The organism is Filimonas effusa (assembly GCF_004118675.1).
GTDB classification, from domain to species: domain Bacteria; phylum Bacteroidota; class Bacteroidia; order Chitinophagales; family Chitinophagaceae; genus Filimonas; species Filimonas effusa.
In genome coordinates this window covers 2,770,617-2,788,580 of the sequence record NZ_SDHZ01000001.1, presented here as the reverse complement: position 1 = coordinate 2,788,580, position 17,964 = coordinate 2,770,617, and the positions used below count along the sequence as shown (strand labels likewise).

The window sequence follows — 17,964 nt, the reverse complement described above, 5'->3', positions numbered from 1 at the left end:
GCGCTATTTAGGTTGCGTAAAAAAATGAATGGTTTGATATACATCCAGGAAGCGTGCAACCCTTGTTTTTAAAGGCGTTTGCTTCCTGATGGTTTTGATAAAAGGAACATAAAACTGTGCCACTTCGGCCTGTTCCCGTGCTGTTAAAGGCAGCGTACTATATTTCAGTTTCTGATAAATATTACTATAGTCATAGAAACGGGTATGGAACTGACGGTCTATTTTTCCTGCATAATCACCGGGTCCCAGGTTGGTGCGGGCATAACCTAACTGATGCAGGTAGTACATGGCAGCCCGGTATTGGTAAAATGCCTTGCTTACAGGCGCCTTCGTTAGCCTGGCTCTTTGATGCAGGAACTGCCATATCAGCCATGGCAGGCTACCCACTATTATAGCCAGGCAAAGGATCACCAGCAGGCTGATATATAATACCCGCAGCCAGTTGACAGACGTGTTATCATCCAGCTTTTGTTTACTGGCATCGGATATGGGCTGTTCGGGTTCTATTACTTTAATTTCATCTACAGGGGTAGGTTTGGGTAATCGTTTTAAGATATCCTGCAGTTCTTCCGTTGGCAATGGTTTGTCATCTTTCAGTGCTTCTGCGAATGATGCGGCGGTAATATGCATGCCTTTCTTCAGCTGTCCAAAGCGTATGGCGCCCGTGTCGGTAGTAACATTGGCTATCGAAGCATCTATATCGATAGTGCCGGGATGTTCAGTCTGGTAGTTCTCGTCGTGGAACAGTAGTTTTTCCACGGTCATTGTAGCTTTTTTACGAAGGGTATCCAGTGTTACAATATTACCGTCGGCAACGAGATAGGCCTGCTGCATATTTAAGGGAGGCGTACCGTCTGGCTGTGGTGCGTCGTGCGTATTCTGATCGGGTACGGTGGTGTCGAAGTCTATCCATCCATAACCGGGAAAATAAACCTGTACCCAGGCGTGCGCCTGGTCTTCGTAAAACCAATACCAGCCGGGGTTTTTACTGCTGCGGTCTATGGTGAGAAAGCCTGCCGTGACCCTTGAAGGAATGCCCAGCGCGCGTAACAGGAATAAAGTGGCGCCGGCATAATAGGCACAGTAACCCTGCCTGTTCTCGAATAAGAAATAGTTGAGCTTGTTGGCGCTTGGTATACCCGGTACACCAGGGTTATCGGTGTATTTATACAAAGGTTGTCCGAACTCATCTTTGCTTAAAAAATAATCGCGGATAGCAATGATCTTGTCAACAGGTGTTACCGCATCTTTTGTGATCTCTTTTGCCAGGTCGCCGATGCGCCTGTATTCGGCGTTATCCGGCATATAAGTGTAATACTTTAAAAATTTATTATCGACAGTGGCGAAATCCTTTACTTCACGTAACAGGTTAAAGCGTGTTTCCTGGAACGACTCCAGTGATGCGTTGCCCGCAGGGTTGTAAATGAAATAGGCGCTGTTAAGATCGCTTACCCACATTTTCGCACGATAGGCGCTTTTATACTGTTCCCTGTAAGCATTCTCTACGGGAAGGGGCTGACAGAAGAATGCAGTGGAAGGCGCTACATACTCATTGGGGGCCAGCAGTGTTTTGTAGATCTCGGCGTTCACTACTTTACGGTGCAGGGTAGCATTGGTGTTCCTGATAACTGTAGAATCTGTTTTCGCGAAATAGATCGGTATTTTGGATGGATCGGGTTTAAAGAGATCATTGGCAGGCATCAGGCTGTCTGTTTCAAATGTCTGTGTAAGCGTATCGAATTTTGTATAATGAAAAGCGGTGAAGTAAAGAGGATTGGGGGTGACGCCATCTTCGAAGTAGTTATCGAGCCGGGCTACAAATACCAGCCGCTTCCCTTTATTCAAAGAACCACTTAACTGGGTTTTGTCTTTATTGCTGATGGAGCCGTCTTTGTTCTGTTGGGTCATACTTTCTCCTCCGTTTTTCTTACGGTCGTATTTCCCTTCATTATTTGCCCATTTCTTTTCTATTGCTTTAAAGTCTTTATCAAAGATTGCAAACACGGCGAGCAGTATCAGCGTCATGATAACAATGAAACCGGTCATCCTTTTTACGATGAACCAGCCAAAGCTTTCCTGCGAATCGGTCATGTTGCGTATGAGCTCGGCAGTGTAGATGATATAAGCAGCGTAGGCTATTACAGGTAATAGGGCGCCTATCAGGGCATTGGCTGTTATGTCGGCAGTTTTGCTTGTAGTTACAATTTGTGCTGCCAGCAGGAATAATGACCAGAAAACAGTGAAATAGCGGGACCGCGAAAAACCATAACCACAGATCCAGCCTGATGAAAAGAGTATAACAAACACCAGGTAATGCACGGATGCAAAAAAGGCGTCGAATTCTCCTACCGACACTTGCCCTACAAAACGATAACCGGTATAATAAACAAGGAACAATAAGGCGGCGGTAGTAATGAACCGGAAGCGGTAACTGTAGAAAAGCAAAGCACCTGCCATGCCCGCTCCAACATAAACAGATTGCTTCAGCCAGTTGTTTTGGAGGATGGCGTAGTAATTATTAACATCCCATAATACATATGCTGCCAGCGCAAACGTAGGTAACGCCAGCAACAATAGTTGGGTCAGAACTTTTTTCCAATTATGTACTTTACCAATTTTCATAAGTTATACTACCACTGATTTTTCGTATGCTGCCAGGATCCCTGCTATTTTCTTTTCGTTCGCTATAATGCTGCGGCGTAATTGCGAGATCTGCCATTGAGGACGGTATCGCTCGTAGGTGTTGGGCTCGTATTGAACGAATAACCATTGAAGCCAGTCTCTTACTTCCTGCTGCTTCATGCTATTGCTCAACCGTACCAATACAAAACTTATCTGGTTACCATACCGGCTTACCAGCCGCTCCACTTCTCCGGCGTCGTTTAATGACGATACCAGTACAATGGCGGCATCCTCAGGTTTAACGTAACTGCTTATATCCTGCTGTTGCTGCCAATGGGTAACGCTTATCAGGCGGCTGATAGCGCTCGCATCTTCCGTAGCCCAGTTTTGCCGTATCGGCTGATCGGGAATATACTGCACCTCGAAACCCTGTTTTACCAGTTGCTCGTAAGTGCTGTTCACGATCGTTTTATAATAATCCAGGAAAGGCTCCTTCACTACTATACTGTCACTTACGGGAAACGCTGTATGAAAAGAGGCATACAGGCAGAGGTGCGACGCATAAGGGTCCATGATCTCAGGCATCCTTACTACCAGTTCCTTGTTCTTTGCATAGATCTTCCATACAATACGGCGGACATCGTCATTGGCTTCAAAATGTTTATAGTTCACGTGCTCACCTTCCACTTTCTTCATTTCATCGATATGAACATTCGTTTCTTCCGTTTTACGCGGGTTCAGCTGAAAAGGGCGGCTGGCAGCTTTGTCGGGCCTTGTAAAAAAGCGGTCATTGATATCGAGCGTTACCGGGAATGAAAAGAACTGGAAGAGGTCTTCGAAATAAACGATCACCTGGTCTATACGGTATTCCCTTATCTGGGGTAAGGGCCAGTGGTAAGTTCCTTCAAGCCGGCTCCAGTTTTTCCTGTTCTTTTCGGCCAGTGAAAATTTTTCGGAGTAGTATTCCAGGTCGTAGATCACACGCAGTTTTACAAAACCCAGCAATGGTTTTATAAGGGGAGAGATCTCTAACCGGAGCGTTTGTTGTTGCCGCATGGCGCCAGGGCTATCGGCTGCCAGCGATTCCAGTTTGCAATGCACCTTGCGGCGGCGCTTTTTGATCAGGAAGAACAAAAAGGAGAAAGAAACACTTAGTAAACCCCAGGCCAGCAAAATGCCTACGCAGGACAGGGATACCAGCAGTAAAAGTGTAAAGATTTCACTATAGGTATTGTCGGGGTGCTGCTGCTGACCCATTAACCAGCGGAACACAAGGGTGCCAAATGCCAGGAATAGTACAAAATACCAGGTGACAGGCACATATATGCCGGCCTGCTTCATAATGAGGAAGGTATTTTTTAACCGCTTGATCATAGATTGTCAGGGTAAGTTAAATAAACTAAATATGGCATGGCCTTCTTTATGCTTTTTTCATGCCATTTTTAACTGAAACTTGACTTTATTGTGTACATAACTCGTTTCTTTGCTCCTCATGAGCGAAAAGATCACATATACGTCCTGTCCCGCCTGTAAAAGTGGGGATATTTTCCCGGTCTTGAAAGCCAAAGACTATACCGTAAGCAAAGAAACTTTTGATATATGGGAATGCAAGAGCTGTACGCTGCGTTTCACGCAGGAGGTGCCCGTTGCCGAAGCTATTGGTAAATACTACCAGTCTGAAGCCTATGTGTCGCATTCCGATACAAAAAAGGGACTTATTAATCGTCTATACCACCTGGTTCGAAGTTATACCCTTCAATCTAAAAGAAAGCTGGTCAGCCGTCTTTCAGGAATTAGATCGGGCAACCTGCTCGATGTGGGCGCCGGCACCGGCGCTTTTGCCGCTACCATGCAGCAGGCCGGCTGGCAGGTAACCGGACTGGAACCGGATGATACCGCCCGTAACAATGCCCTCCGGCAACATGGTTTGGCGTTACAGTCACTGGATAATTTATACCAGTTACCGGCACAGCAGTTTGATGTTATCACCATGTGGCATGTGCTGGAGCATGTGCATGATCTGCATGGATATCTTTCTACTTACAGGAATGTCATAAAACCCGGCGGCACGCTGCTGATCGCTGTTCCCAACTACACCAGCCGCGATGCGCAGGAATACGGCGAATATTGGGCTGCCTACGACGTGCCGCGCCATCTTTATCATTTCTCCCCAAAATCGATGGGCATGCTGCTGGAGCAGCATGGCTTTGAAGTAACAAAGCATCAGCCTATGTGGTTCGACAGCTTTTATGTAAGCATGTTAAGCGAGCAGTACCGCAGTGGAAAGCAAAGACTGTTACCTGCATTCTTTAGTGGCTGGCACTCTAATCGCAAAGCCTCTGCACATCCTGAAAAGTGCAGCTCTGTTATCTATATTGCCCGGATCAAAAAATAAGCAATGCTGCCTGCGCAAGCAGATGATATTTATAAATGCAAAGCCCGCAACCATTAAGGTATGCGGGCTTTGCATTTATGCTGATCTTAACTTAATTGATCTTAATCTCAAACAACAAAGGCCATTGCTTACCCGTAACATAAAGGCTGTTTTTGGCAGAGTCATAGGCAATACCGTTTAATACATCTTCTGTAGGATCGGGGATCATACCGGCATCATAGGTTTTGCCGCTCTTTTGGAAAATGTCTTTCAGATCCAGCCGTCCTGTTACCGTACCTGTTTCTGGATTTATTTTCAGGATATAAGTGGTCAGGTATTTATTGGCATAGATAAAGCCATTGATGTACTCCAGTTCATTGATATTATCAACAGGGCCATAATTATCTGTTACGCCAACTGTGCGGAGGATCTTGAAATCGGAAGGGTTTACATAGTAAATATTGCTGCCTCCTGTGCTGATGATAAGGTTTTTACCATCGGTAGTAATTCCCCATCCTTCATAAGGCCAGGCAAACTCCTGCAATTTTTTAAAGCTTTCTGCATCGTATACGTATACTTTATGATTCTCCCAGGTCAACTGGTATATTTTGTTATCCAGGATGGTGATGCCTTCCCCGAATTCATTTTTTGCATTGAACTGCTGTTGCGAAGCTTTGCCGGTTTCAATATCAATTTTGGCCAGTTTGGAGTATCCTACTCTGCCGGTGCCTTCGTACAAAGTATTGTTATGCCATATAAGTCCCTGGGTATAAGAAGAAGTATCGTGCGGATAGGTTTTAACGACAGTATAATCAATTGCCGCCGGAACAATAGTGGCCGAAGGAGAACCGGCATCATTGCTATCGTTGCTATTGTTATTTCCACAGGATAATAACAGGAATATCAGGGCGGCAGGAAGAAAGTGCTGTAATTTCATTATCGTGCTCAATTCGCGCAAAAATAAGGGCATTATATCTTCCTGCCGTGTAAAATTCCCTGCTCGTCTCTATTTAACTTGTTATTATCACGCATACTTCTATTTTTGGATACCTTAAATATGAATATGAAAAAAATCGGTTTGCTGCTTCTCCTGGCGTCTTTCAGCTGGGGTGCGGCTAATGCCCAGTTAGGCAAACTATTCAAAAAAGACACTACTTCTTCTTCCAAACCTTCCCTCAGTGGACTGCTTAAATCTGTCACCGGCAGCAAAGACTCGTTGAGTACCAATGATGTAGCAAGCGGCCTCAAAGAAGCGCTCGCGGTAGGTGTAGAAAAAGGCACCAAACAGTTATCGTCTGTCGACGGCTTCTTTAAAGATGCCGCTATTAAAATATTGTTACCTGAAGAAGCGCAAAAGGTAGAAAAAACACTGCGCAGCGTAGGAATGGGCAAACTGGTTGACGACGCCATCCTGTCTATGAACCGTGCAGCTGAGGATGCTGCCAAAAGTGCAGCTCCTATTTTCGTTAGCGCCATCAAAGGTATGTCTATCCAGGATGCCTGGGGTATTCTCAGGGGCAGCGATACCGCCGCTACAGGCTACCTGCGTACCAAAACAACCTCTCCGCTGACAGAAGCTTTCCGCCCGGTGATCGAAACTTCGCTGGCAAAAGTAGATGCTACCAAACACTGGAACAACCTGATCACAGCTTACAATAAAATACCGCTGGTAAGTAAAATTAACCCCGACCTCAGTGCTTTTGTTACTCAAAGAACATTGTCCGGTATTTTTTACCAGGTAGGGTTGGAAGAGAAGTCTATTCGCAAAGATCCTTTGGCGCGCACTTCCGACCTGCTGAAAAAAGTATTCGGCGGCTCGTAAACTTTACCGGGTAAGTCTTTTCAATCATCAAAGCTGCCGGCATTTGTAAGACTTCGGCAGTGAAAGAAATTCAGAGCCAGGCATCTTCCCCAATGGGTTGATGCCTGGCCTTTTATTATACTAAATCGTATCTTAAGGGAATGGAGCACAGGGAACTTAAGCAATGGCATATCGTATTTATGGCGGCCTGTACGGGCCTGATCGTAGCGAATATTTATTACTGCCAGCCTTTGATCGTACTGATAAGCCAGGAATTTAAAGTAGAAGAAAGCAGGGCAGGGGTGATCACTTTTCTTACCCAGATAGGATATGCAATGGGGCTTTTGTTCTTTGTGCCGCTGGGCGATAAAATAGAACGCCGTAAACAGATCCTTTTTACGAGCAGCTGTGCGATGGTGGCGTTGCTGGTAGCTGCGAATGCTCCTTCTCTACTGATCCTTGAAATTGCCAGCCTGTTAATTGGCTTTACCTCTGTTGTACCGCAATTGATACTGCCTTTGAGCGCCAGCCTGGCTTCGCCTGCAAAAAGGGGCAGGGTGATAGGTATTGTTATGAGCGGATTGCTGATAGGGGTATTGTTGTCGAGAACCTTAAGCGGCTTTGTAGGGGCCTGGCTGGGATGGAGAAGTATGTATTGGATAGCGGCGGGAATTATGCTCTGCCTGATCTTGCTGATGCGTTTTGCTTTTCCGGTGAACCGGCCCTCTTTTACCGGTTCTTATGGCCAGCTGATGAAATCTTTGCTGACGCTTATCAGGGAGCTGCCGTTGCTGCGGGAGGCTTCGGCTATCAACGCATTGGCTTTTGCCGTATTTGGTATGTTCTGGACCACGATGGTTTTACATATGTCTGGTCCGCCCTTCGGTTATCATAGCGATAAGCTGGGATTATTTGGCCTTGCGGCTGCGGCGGGTGCATTGGCGGCTCCCGTGGTTGGGGCTGCTGCCGATAAGCGGAATCCCAGATTCGCTATTGGCTTGGGAATAGCGCTGGTAATTACGGGTTACCTGATCTTCCATTTCTTACCGCATTCTCTTATAGCCATCATTGCCGGTATCGTTGTCATGGATCTTGGCGCTCAGGCAATCCATGTTTCCAACCAAAGCCGTGTTTATGCACTGCTTCCCGAAGCCAGGAACAGGTTAAACACCGTATTTATGACCATTAGCTTTATCGGAACATCGTTTGGCTCAGCTTTGGGATTATTTATGTGGCGTCAGGCAGGCTGGAACGGTGTAACCCTTGCCGGTATCAGCTGCATGCTCATGGCACTTCTTATTTTCCGGTTTACCCGGAAAGGATAATATGAGGATATACGATGAGTATACCATAAAGCTTCCTAAACCGCACTTGCATCGCACTTACATCGCACTTGTATCGCACTTGCCCCCCTTATCCCTGCCACCAGCTGCCTGCCAAAGCAGGTTTGCCTTCCCTGAAACTGCGTTTTTAGCAGGCTGGTCCCATCTGGTTCGAAACTGTAATCTTTTTGAGTCCGCTTTTGATACAGAGGCGTTACTGCATTTTCCATATTCATATGATGATTGTGTCAACATATTTTAGGACGGGACAAAGCCCCGAATAAAAGAGGCCGTATCATAAGCGATACGGCCTCTTTTTTGTTCGGGACCCTGGCGGAGAAGGATACCCGTTTAAGCGACTCGACGGCTATTTTTATTTATAAGCCATTCTCATCTATAGTCTGTTATCTGTTCTTAGATGTCTATTGCTTCGCCATAAGCTGCAGCAGTAGCTTCTTTAAACGCTTCACTCATCGTTGGATGCGGGTGGATGGCGTTTAAGATCTCGTGTGCAGTGGTTTCAAGCTTGCGGGCCAGGGATACTTCAGCGATCATATCGGTAACATTGGCGCCGATCATGTGTGCACCAAGCAATTCACCGTATTTAGCGTCGAAGATCACTTTTACGAAGCCTTCAGTAGCGCCGGCAGCAGTTGCTTTACCGGAAGCTACAAATGGAAATTTACCCACTTTCACTTCAAAACCAGCTTCTTTAGCTGCTTTCTCGGTATAACCAACGCTCGCGATCTCAGGAGTGCAATAAGTACAACCAGGTACGTTATTGTAATCTACCGCTTCGGGCTGGTGGTGGAATTTCTTCTCCAGGTAAGCCATGTATTCTGCTGCGTTGATACCTTCTTTGGTAGCCACGTGCGCCAGCGCCTGACCAGGAACGCAGTCACCAATAGCGAAGATGCCGGCAACATTGGTCTGATAGTATTTGTCTACAGAGATCTTACCTTTTTCGGTTTTGATGCCAAGTTCTTCGAGACCGATATTTTCGATGTTGGCAGTGATACCAACGGCGCTTAGTACAACATCAGCTTCCAGCACAACAGTGCTGCCATCTTGTTTTTTAACGGTAGCTTTTACGCCGTTTCCTGAAGTATCAACTTTCTCAACGGTTGAGTTGGTCATTACTTCGATGCCGCCTTTTTTGAATTGTTTTTCCAGTTCTTTGGAAACATCTTCGTCTTCAACAGGAACGATGCGTGGGAGGAATTCAACGATGGTAACTTTGGTGCCCATGCTGTTGTAAACATAAGCAAACTCAACGCCTATGGCGCCGCTGCCTACTACAATCATGCTTTTGGGTTTCTCGGGTAAAACCATTGCTTCGCGGTACCCGATCACTTTTTTACCGTCGATAGGCAGGTTGGGTAATTCGCGGGCGCGTGCACCTGTAGCAACTACGATATATTTTGATTCTACTATTTGTTTAGAACCGTCTGCGGCAGTAACCTCTACTTTTCCTTTTGCTTTCAGTTTGCCATAACCCATGATGACGTCGATCTTGTTCTTTTTCATCAGGAACTGAACGCCTTTGGTCATTTTTTCCGCTACACCACGGCTGCGCTTGATAACACCGCCGAAATCGGCTTCTACGCCACTGGCGTTAATGCCATAGCTGGTGCTGTGCTTCATGTATTCGTATACCTGGGCGCTTTTCAGCAGGGCCTTGGTAGGAATACATCCCCAGTTCAGGCAAATACCACCCAATAATTCCTTTTCAATGATAGCTACTTTAAATCCTAGCTGAGAAGCCCGGATAGCGGCAGGATATCCACCGGGTCCACTACCCAAAACAATTACATCGTATGCCATGGCTCGTAAATTTTATAGATAAAGATGTGCGAAAATACGCCCAACCTGCCAAAAATAAAAAAACTGTTGGTGGGCTAACAATTGTTGTTAATACAAGGTTGAAAATTGAATAATATTCATTTTTTATGTCTTTACCCATGCCAACCGTCAAATTGTGCTAACTTGGGCGGCTATAACAGTTTGCTTGCCATAAAGTTACTAATGCATAGAATATGGATAATGCTTTACAACAGTACAAGAACCTGGTAGGTATCAGGTTTCAGCTTTATAACAGTCTCTTTACGGCACTTCCATTCCATCGCATCGAGAAAACAGGTGTTCTTTTATCCCTGTTCCTGCTCCATTGCGAAGAAGGATTCCGGAAGCAGCAAAGCCCGTCGGATATTATCGCGTCCTTTTTCCAGCAATATACGCCTTACCAGAAGGAACAGGAGCAGGTAGATCTGCTTTTCCGTTTCATTCAATACACCGAAAGGCAGGTAGTGCTTTTTGATGCGCTTGAAGATTCGGCTTTCCAGTATATCCGTGATCTTCACGGCCCGGGTACCTTAAGGCACCTGGAATCGGAAGCGGAGCAAAGTCAGAAAAAAGAAGCGCTGAACGAAAAACTGAAACGTTTCTCCGTTCGTCTTGTACTCACTGCGCATCCAACCCAGTTCTATCCGGGCGAGGTGCTGGGTATCATCAACGATCTCTCAAAGGCGCTGACAGAAGATAATGCGGGTATGGTAAACCAATACCTCCGCCAGCTTGGTAAAACGCCTTTCCTGAAAAAGAATAAGCCAACGCCTTTCGATGAGGCGGTAAGCTTACTGTGGTACCTCGAGAATATTTTCTATCCTGCTTCAGGCCAGATCCTGAGCGATATGAAATCGCAGTTCCCCGATGCCAGTCTCGATACCAACCCGCTGATACAACTGGGCTTCTGGCCCGGGGGCGACAGGGATGGCAACCCGTTCGTAAATGCGAAAACTACCCTGCAGGTAGCGGCTTCATTACGCAGCACGATTCTTAAATGCTACTACTTCTCGATCCGCAGGCTCAAACGCCGTCTTACTTTTAAAGGTGTGGATCATGTGATGGCAGCGCTTGAATCGAAGCTTTACAACAACATTTTCGTACCGGGGTACGAATCGGATATTTCTGCTACAGAGCTCGAACAAACACTGCAGCAGGTGCGCGAAACGCTGATCACTGATCACAACGGGCTGTTCCTGAATATGGTCGATAACATGATCAGCAAAGTACAGCTGTTTGGTTTACACTTTGCTTCTCTCGATGTACGCCAGGACAGCTCTATTCATACTTCTGCCATAGAAGAACTGGTGGAAAAAACAGATGCGCTTCCCAAAGATTATAATAGTCTTGATGAAGCAGGCAAAATACAAGCGCTTATCAATGCCAAACCAGTGAGCGATTTCAATGTACTCTCGGAAGAGGTGCATGTTGATACGCTGGCGAGTATGAATGGTATCATGGAGATCCAGGAATGCAATGGTGAAGCCGGTTGCCACCGCTATATCATCAGCCATACCATGAGCGCCCTCAATATGATGGAAGTGTATGGGCTGCTGCTTATGAGCGGCTGGGCCAAGAATGCGCTGAAAGTAGATATCGTTCCTTTGTTTGAGACCATTGAAGACCTTCAGCAGGCAGCTTCTGTTATGAAGCAGCTGTATGAGATAGATGCTTATAAAGCGCATCTGAAAGCGCGTGGCAACAAACAAACCATCATGCTTGGTTTCTCTGATGGAACCAAAGACGGTGGTTACCTGATGGCTAACTGGAGTATCTATAAAGCAAAAGAAGAGCTGACGCGTATTTCCAGGGAATATGAAGTAGATGTAGTGTTCTTCGATGGCAGGGGAGGCCCTCCCGCACGTGGCGGTGGTAAAACACATAAGTTCTATGCCTCCATGGGCCAGAACATTGCCAATAACGAAATCCAGATCACTATACAGGGACAAACCATCAGTTCTAACTTTGGAACAACTGAGGCCGCCCAGTACAATATTGAACAGCTGATCCATGCAGGTGTAGCCAGTGCGTTATCTGCTCCCCGTGAGACGACGCTTGAACCCGAAGATGAAGAACTGGTGAAAGCACTGGCGAAAGAAGGGCATGTAAGTTATGTGGAATTAAAGAACCATCCTTATTTCCTTGAATACCTGGCTCATGCCAGCCCCCTGCGTTTCTATGGTCAGACCAATATCGGCAGCCGGCCTTCGAAACGTGGTAACAGCAGCAAGTTGTCGCTGAATGATCTGCGCGCTATTCCTTATGTGGGTTCATGGAGCCAGTTAAAACAAAACGTGACAGGCTATTACGGTGTAGGCACTGCGTTAAAGAAAATGGAAGATGCAGGCAAGTGGGAGGATATCAAACGTCTTTATAAAAGAAGCCTTTTCTTTAAAACGCTCATGGATAACTGTGAAATGACCATGAAGAAAAGTTTCTTCCCTTTAACAGCGTTCCTGTCAAATCATCCTAAATACGGCGAGATCTGGAATATGATCTACGAGGAGTATGAGCTTACTAAAAAATATATCCTGCGTATGTCGGGTGAAGATGACCTGATGAGTGATTATCCTGTTGACCAGCTCTCTATCCAGATGCGGGAGCGTATTGTATTACCCTTACTTACAATTCAGCAATTTGGTATTACGAAAATGCGGGACCTGGAAGAAAAGCTCATCCCGTCTCCTTATAAAGACAGCTACGAGAAACTGATCATGCGTTGTTCTTTCGGCATTATCAATGCGGGCAGGAACTCTGTATAAAGAACAGCTGCAAAATGAAATAGGGTGTATCTTACTATGAGGTACGCCCTATTTTTTTACCGGCTAAAAGTTGCCGTCAAATTTTTATATGAAGTCATCCACTTATTATTCCTGCCTTTTTCTTTTGGCTGTGATGTTGGGTTCATCCAGCTGCAAGCTTACCGGGAAGGTAGCAACGGGGAGATGGCTTTCTTCTCCATACAGTGATACGCTGATCCTTAAAGGTGACTGTTTTTTTGAGTTGCGGACAACAACTGCGTGGCTTTCCGGGCAGTGGAAGACAGATGGGAAAAGCGTTGATCTTTTCTCCGCATCCGGGCCAATTGTATTACCTGGTGGTTGCAGAGGTTTACGAAGTTGTGGTGGCTTTTTGTTGAAGCGCCGGCTTGTCAGGCCCAGGAGCTGCGACACGCCGACACATCATTTTGTTGTATTCAGACGAATGGAATAGATAGTTGTGTTCGTTTTAGTATCTTATACTGGTTTAATAAGCCCTTTTCTACCTCATTCACTACCTGTAATTTGAAAGCTAAACTGTAATCTTTTTGAGTCCGCTTTTGAGACAGAGGCGTTACTGCATTTTCCATATTCATATGATGATTGTGTCAACATATTTTAGGACGGGACAACCTATAATTCAAAAGAGGCTGTATTGGTTACAGCCTCTTTTTGATTGTGTTGATGTTTGATCTGCTTTGCATAAAGACTACAGGACGAAATCCTATAGCTGAATAATGTTCTATGCTAGAAATGGTAAGTAGCCGCCAGTATAAATGAGCCGGTTGATTTTGTTACATCGCCGGACTTCTTTACAAATAGTTCGTCTTTGGCTGAATCGAATCTGAACTCAGGGATAATAGTAAGATTATCTACTTTGAAATTGGCTGACAGTGTTGGAGAAAATACATTGCCAAATTTAACATGGTCTTTGTCGCCAAGGTATTCCGTTCTCAGGGTAAGGCCAAAATAGTCGGTAGGGTCGACGTTGAAGTACAGCGCGGAGCCCCACCATTTGGAGCTTTCCCATGAGGTGTTTGTGGTGGCACGGGTTCCCACTGACTGATAGGTACCGTTATAGCCCATGCTGAATTTATCCGAGAAAGCATAGGTTAATACCACATCGCCCTGGTATACTCTTGTAAGATCATCTTGTTTGCCTCCTGCAAAGTTCAGATAGGCTTTCAGTTTTTCATCGGACGAACCTGTTGCAAACTGCGCCAATACTGTTTTTGGTGCTTTGGGTGCGCTCCTGTAATCTGTAGGATTGGCAATACCTACCATTAAAGAGCTGGCTCCTCCCAATGCGATGTCGGCTTTAATACCGGTATGAGAGAAGGGGCCATAAGAGAACATATAACTCATGCTATAGTTACGGTTCAGGTAGGGATCCAGCACTTCATAGCCGACATGTGTGGCCCAGCTACCGAAGCTGAATTTTATGGCATCGCTGGGAGCAAAGGTTACGTATGCCTGTTTGATGGCCAATCTTGTATTGGCATCGTTATAGGCAAACTCTTCTGCCCTGCGTCCGAAGCCCAGATCAATGACTACGCCGGCTTTTCCTTTCGTGTATTCTGCTTTGATGGATGCCATGCCCAGTTCAAATGAATTGTGAGTCGCTGTAAAGCTGGTTGGACTATTATAATTCAGATACCCTGGTGCAGTAGGGGGAGTAGGTGCTTCAGAAGGATGTGGTGGATTACTGAAATTGTACCTGTAATAAGCGTCTAAATTTCCTGATAAAGTGAAGGTGCCTTTCTTTGTGGTGTCCTGAGCGAAACTGACTGCGCACAATGATGCAGCAACTCCCGTTGCAAGAATTTTTTGTAACATTGCAATGAATTTTAAGTGTTAATGGAAAGGTATTGCCTGCTACTGAACTTGTTCCAGAAGTCCGGTAGCGAACAGGCAGTACCTTTTCTATTTGATGATGAATGAAGAAAGCAGTTAGTGTCTTTGAGTTTTCGTTTCGTTAAATTGGTTAGTCTGTGTTGATTTGGTTAATGTGAAAAAAGAAGAAAGTTAGTTTTGATTGCTTGTGTTGTATACCGGCAGGATATACCGCTAGGCAGGTACAGCAGTTGATGCATGTAACTGACCTGCATATTCTTCGTTGTGCTGTGTGGTATCGAGACCCAGTTCTTCTTCTTCAGAAGTAACACGTAAAGGCAGCACTAAACTGATGAATTTAAAGATGGCAAATGATACGGTGAAGCTGTAAGCTACTACGATCAGCATTGCTTTCAACTGGATGAAGAAGAAACTGGGGTTGCCGTATAAAAGGCCATCGGCTCCGGCTCCGTTCACTGATTTAGTAGCAAATACACCTGTCATGAGCATACCTACCATACCACCAATGCCGTGGCAGGGAAATACGTCGAGCGTGTCGTCGAGTGTTGATTTTTGTTTATAATATACTGCCAGGTTAGATACGATGGCAGCAAATACGCCGATAAATATACTTTGTGGGATAGCTACGAAACCAGCTGCGGGCGTAATGGCTACCAGGCCTACAACAGCACCGATACAGAAGCCGAGGGCAGAAGGTTTTTTACCACGCATTACGTCGAAGAACATCCAGGACAAACCTGCAGCGCCTGCGGCTGTATTGGTAGTAGCGAAGGCAGAAATAGCCAGGGGACCAGCAGCTAAAGCAGAGCCTGCGTTGAAACCAAACCAGCCAAACCATAATAAGCCGGTGCCAATGAGCACGTAAGGCACGTTAGCTGGTGGAATTTCTTTTTGTTCGATATGCGATTTTCTGCGTTTTAATACCAGTGCGCCAGCCAAAGCTGCACAACCGGCAGAGATATGTACTACAGTGCCACCTGCAAAGTCAAGTACACCCATTTTAAACAGGAAGCCGTTAGGATGCCATGTCCAGTGTGCCAGAGGCGCATATACGAGCAGGCCAAACAGTACGATGAACAATACATAGGCTGTAAAGCGAATTCTTTCTGCAACTGCACCTACTACCAGACCGGGAGTGATGATGGCAAACATCAGCTGGAAAACGGCAAAAAGCAGCAATGGAATAGTCAACGGAGCAGATGCACCCTGTAATTGGGGAACGCTGGATACAACGTTCTTAAAGAACAGGAAAGTGGTAGGATTGCCTATGAAACCACCGATAGAGTCACCGAAACAAAGGCTAAACCCTACTACAACCCATAAAACACTGATGACGCCGGCAGCCACGAGGCTTTTCATCATGGTGGAAATCACGTTTTTACGGTGAACCATACCGCCATAGAAAAATGCCAGACCAGGTGTCATCAAAAATACCAGGGCAGCAGCTACCAAAATAAAGGTCATATCCGCTGCACTGTATTTACCATCGTCGAACATGGCTACGGATGGGATGAAAATCGAAATAACCGCAACTGCCGCAAGTAGTAAAAAGGGAAGTACCCTCTTCGCAGTAACTCTACTCATAAGTGTTAGATTAGTTTTAAATAAATATGATGTCGTTTAAATAAAAATACGATTATTTAGAGATATACTAAAGTATTTTTTAAATATTATTTTGTATTATATGATAGTATATGTATTTAATACACAGCTGTTTGAGGCATAAAATTGAGTGTAAATCTGTAAGTTCAGAATTTTCAATTTTATCTATAAGAATGGCTGTTTTGATGAATAAAATAAATTATAAATTATCTTAATTTATTTCTGGCTTTGTTGTAGGCGATAAATAAAAAAACCATCACTTTCGTGATGGTTTCTGGTAGTTTTTTAATTCGGGGTAAACTCCGGATTCTATAAGACTGCCTGTAAGAGTGATGCGTCTTTGGTTTCGAGGAGGGAAGTTCCCATTAGAAATTCATCGACCTTTCTGGCGCATTCGCGGCCTTCGCTGATGGCCCAAACTACGAGAGATTGTCCGCGGCGCATATCGCCACAGGCGAATATTTTGTTGATATTGGTTTGGAACTCCCGTTCGCCGGCTTTTACATTGCCACGGTCGTCGGTATCTACTCCCAGTTGTTTGATCATTCCTTCGTGCTGTGCATGAACGAAGCCCATTGCCAGCAAGGCCAGTTCGCAAGGTAATGTACGCTCGCTTCCTGCTATTTCAACAAACTGTGCGGGGCGGCCGTCTTCGGCGATCTTCCATTCGAGGTCTACCACTTTCAAAGCAGTTAATTCGCCTTTGTCGTTACCTACAAACGCTTTGGTAGCAATAGCCCAATGACGTTCGCAGCCTTCTTCGTGTGAAGAGGATACTTTCAGGATCATCGGGTAGGTAGGCCAGGGCATGAAAGGTGTACGTGTAGCGGATGGTTTTGGTAACAACTCAAATTGCGTTACGGAAGCGGCGCCATGTCTGTTTGATGTACCTACACAATCGCTGCCGGTGTCGCCACCGCCTATCACGATCACATTTTTACCTGTTGCTTTTATTTCTTCTACAGTGATCGGCTCGCCGGCAACACGCTGGTTCTGTTGTTTCAGGAAATCCATAGCGAAGTGAACGCCTTTGAGGGCGCGGCCTGTAGCAGGAAGGTCTCTGGGAACAGTAGATCCGCCTGCCAGTACTATTGCATGGTATTCGCGTAACAGGTCGTTTACACTGATGTTTACGCCCACATTGGCGTTGCAGTTGAAGATGATGCCTTCTTCTTCCATTAAGCCGATACGCCTGTCGATCACTGTTTTCTCCAATTTGAAATCGGGGATACCGTAGCGCAGCAGGCCACCTGGTTTGTTGTCGCGTTCGAATACGGTGACGTTATGACCTGCATAGTTTAATTGTGCTGCTGCTGCAAGTCCTGCAGGGCCTGAGCCTACTACTGCTATCTTCTTGCCGGTGCGAACGTTGGGTTTGCGTGGTTTAACCAGTCCGTTTTCAAAAGCAATTTCTATGATATGCTTTTCTATTTCCTCGATGGTGATGGGTGGTTGGTTAATACCCAGTACACAAGCGCTTTCGCAAGGGGCAGGGCAGATACGTCCTGTGAATTCAGGGAAATTATTTGTAGAGCTAAGTATCTCGTAAGCTTCTTTCCAGCTTTTGCGATACACGGCATCATTAAACTCAGGGATGACGTTGCCTAAAGGGCAACCGCTATGACAAAAAGGTACGCCGCAGTTCATACAACGGGCTGCCTGTTCATTCAGTTTTTCATTGCTGAAGCGCTGAACAAATTCTCCATAATTCTTCACACGGTCTGCCGCAGCAGTTTTGGACGGCAGCTCCCTGGTAAATTCTAAAAAACCGGTTGGTTTACCCATGTT

12 protein-coding genes are annotated in these 17,964 nt (G+C 45.6%); 4 read left to right on the top strand and 8 right to left on the bottom strand.

The genetic code is table 11. The annotated features are described in order from the left end of the window. Nucleotides 1–3: 3 nt before the first annotated feature. Together ESB13_RS10525 and ESB13_RS10520 are read right to left on the bottom strand one after the other, a co-directional pair. Nucleotides 4–2,622: a transglutaminase-like domain-containing protein gene (locus tag ESB13_RS10525; protein WP_129002936.1), complete on the bottom strand. Its 2,619-nt coding sequence runs from the start codon at nt 2,620–2,622 to the stop codon at nt 4–6. 3 nt (nt 2,623–2,625) lie between these two features. Beyond that, a complete protein-coding gene (locus tag ESB13_RS10520; protein WP_129002935.1) occupies nt 2,626–3,996 on the bottom strand; it encodes a DUF58 domain-containing protein in 1,371 nt (456 codons plus the stop codon). Nucleotides 3,997–4,114: 118 nt separating this feature from the next. Here ESB13_RS10520 and ESB13_RS10515 point away from each other — a divergent pair, with 118 nt between their 5' ends. Next, nucleotides 4,115–5,017, top strand: coding sequence for a class I SAM-dependent methyltransferase (locus ESB13_RS10515; RefSeq protein WP_129002934.1), 903 nt, complete (start codon nt 4,115–4,117; stop codon nt 5,015–5,017). A gap of 91 nt (nt 5,018–5,108) precedes the next feature. Here ESB13_RS10515 and ESB13_RS10510 read toward each other — a convergent pair whose 3' ends face one another. Beyond that, nucleotides 5,109–5,933 carry a glutaminyl-peptide cyclotransferase gene (locus tag ESB13_RS10510; protein WP_164974164.1) on the bottom strand — a complete coding sequence of 275 codons (825 nt, stop codon included), beginning with the start codon at nt 5,931–5,933 and terminating at the stop codon, nt 5,109–5,111. Nucleotides 5,934–6,059: 126 nt separating this feature from the next. Between ESB13_RS10510 and ESB13_RS10505 the strand changes: the two genes are divergently transcribed. Both ESB13_RS10505 and ESB13_RS10500 read left to right on the top strand, forming a co-directional pair. Beyond that, the gene (locus tag ESB13_RS10505) at nt 6,060–6,818 is read left to right on the top strand and encodes a DUF4197 domain-containing protein (RefSeq protein ID WP_129002932.1); all 759 of its coding nucleotides are present in this window, start codon (nt 6,060–6,062) and stop codon (nt 6,816–6,818) included. 140 nt (nt 6,819–6,958) lie between these two features. After that, the gene (locus ESB13_RS10500; protein WP_220399606.1) at nt 6,959–8,122 is read left to right on the top strand and encodes an MFS transporter; all 1,164 of its coding nucleotides are present in this window, start codon (nt 6,959–6,961) and stop codon (nt 8,120–8,122) included. Nucleotides 8,123–8,533: 411 nt separating this feature from the next. Here the strand turns inward: ESB13_RS10500 and lpdA are convergent, their stop codons facing one another. Continuing rightward, complete coding sequence (gene lpdA / locus ESB13_RS10495) at nt 8,534–9,943, bottom strand: dihydrolipoyl dehydrogenase (protein WP_129002931.1); 1,410 nt, start codon at nt 9,941–9,943, stop codon at nt 8,534–8,536. A 212-nt stretch (nt 9,944–10,155) separates the two neighbouring features. Between lpdA and ESB13_RS10490 the strand changes: the two genes are divergently transcribed. Continuing rightward, nucleotides 10,156–12,723, top strand: a complete 2,568-nt coding sequence (locus ESB13_RS10490) for a phosphoenolpyruvate carboxylase (protein ID WP_129002930.1) — start codon at nt 10,156–10,158, stop codon at nt 12,721–12,723. A 105-nt stretch (nt 12,724–12,828) separates the two neighbouring features. Here ESB13_RS10490 and ESB13_RS10485 read toward each other — a convergent pair whose 3' ends face one another. The 4 genes from ESB13_RS10485 to ESB13_RS10470 form a co-directional block, all read right to left on the bottom strand. Beyond that, on the bottom strand, nt 12,829–13,134 hold the full coding sequence (locus ESB13_RS10485) for a hypothetical protein (protein ID WP_129002929.1): 306 nt from the start codon (nt 13,132–13,134) through the stop codon (nt 12,829–12,831). 333 nt (nt 13,135–13,467) lie between these two features. Next, on the bottom strand, nt 13,468–14,556 hold the full coding sequence (locus ESB13_RS10480; protein ID WP_129002928.1) for an outer membrane beta-barrel protein: 1,089 nt from the start codon (nt 14,554–14,556) through the stop codon (nt 13,468–13,470). 231 nt (nt 14,557–14,787) lie between these two features. After that, nucleotides 14,788–16,158 carry an ammonium transporter gene (locus tag ESB13_RS10475; RefSeq protein ID WP_129002927.1) on the bottom strand — a complete coding sequence of 457 codons (1,371 nt, stop codon included), beginning with the start codon at nt 16,156–16,158 and terminating at the stop codon, nt 14,788–14,790. 327 nt (nt 16,159–16,485) lie between these two features. Continuing rightward, on the bottom strand, nt 16,486–17,961 hold the full coding sequence (locus ESB13_RS10470) for a glutamate synthase subunit beta (RefSeq protein WP_129002926.1): 1,476 nt from the start codon (nt 17,959–17,961) through the stop codon (nt 16,486–16,488). Nucleotides 17,962–17,964: the final 3 nt, after the last annotated feature.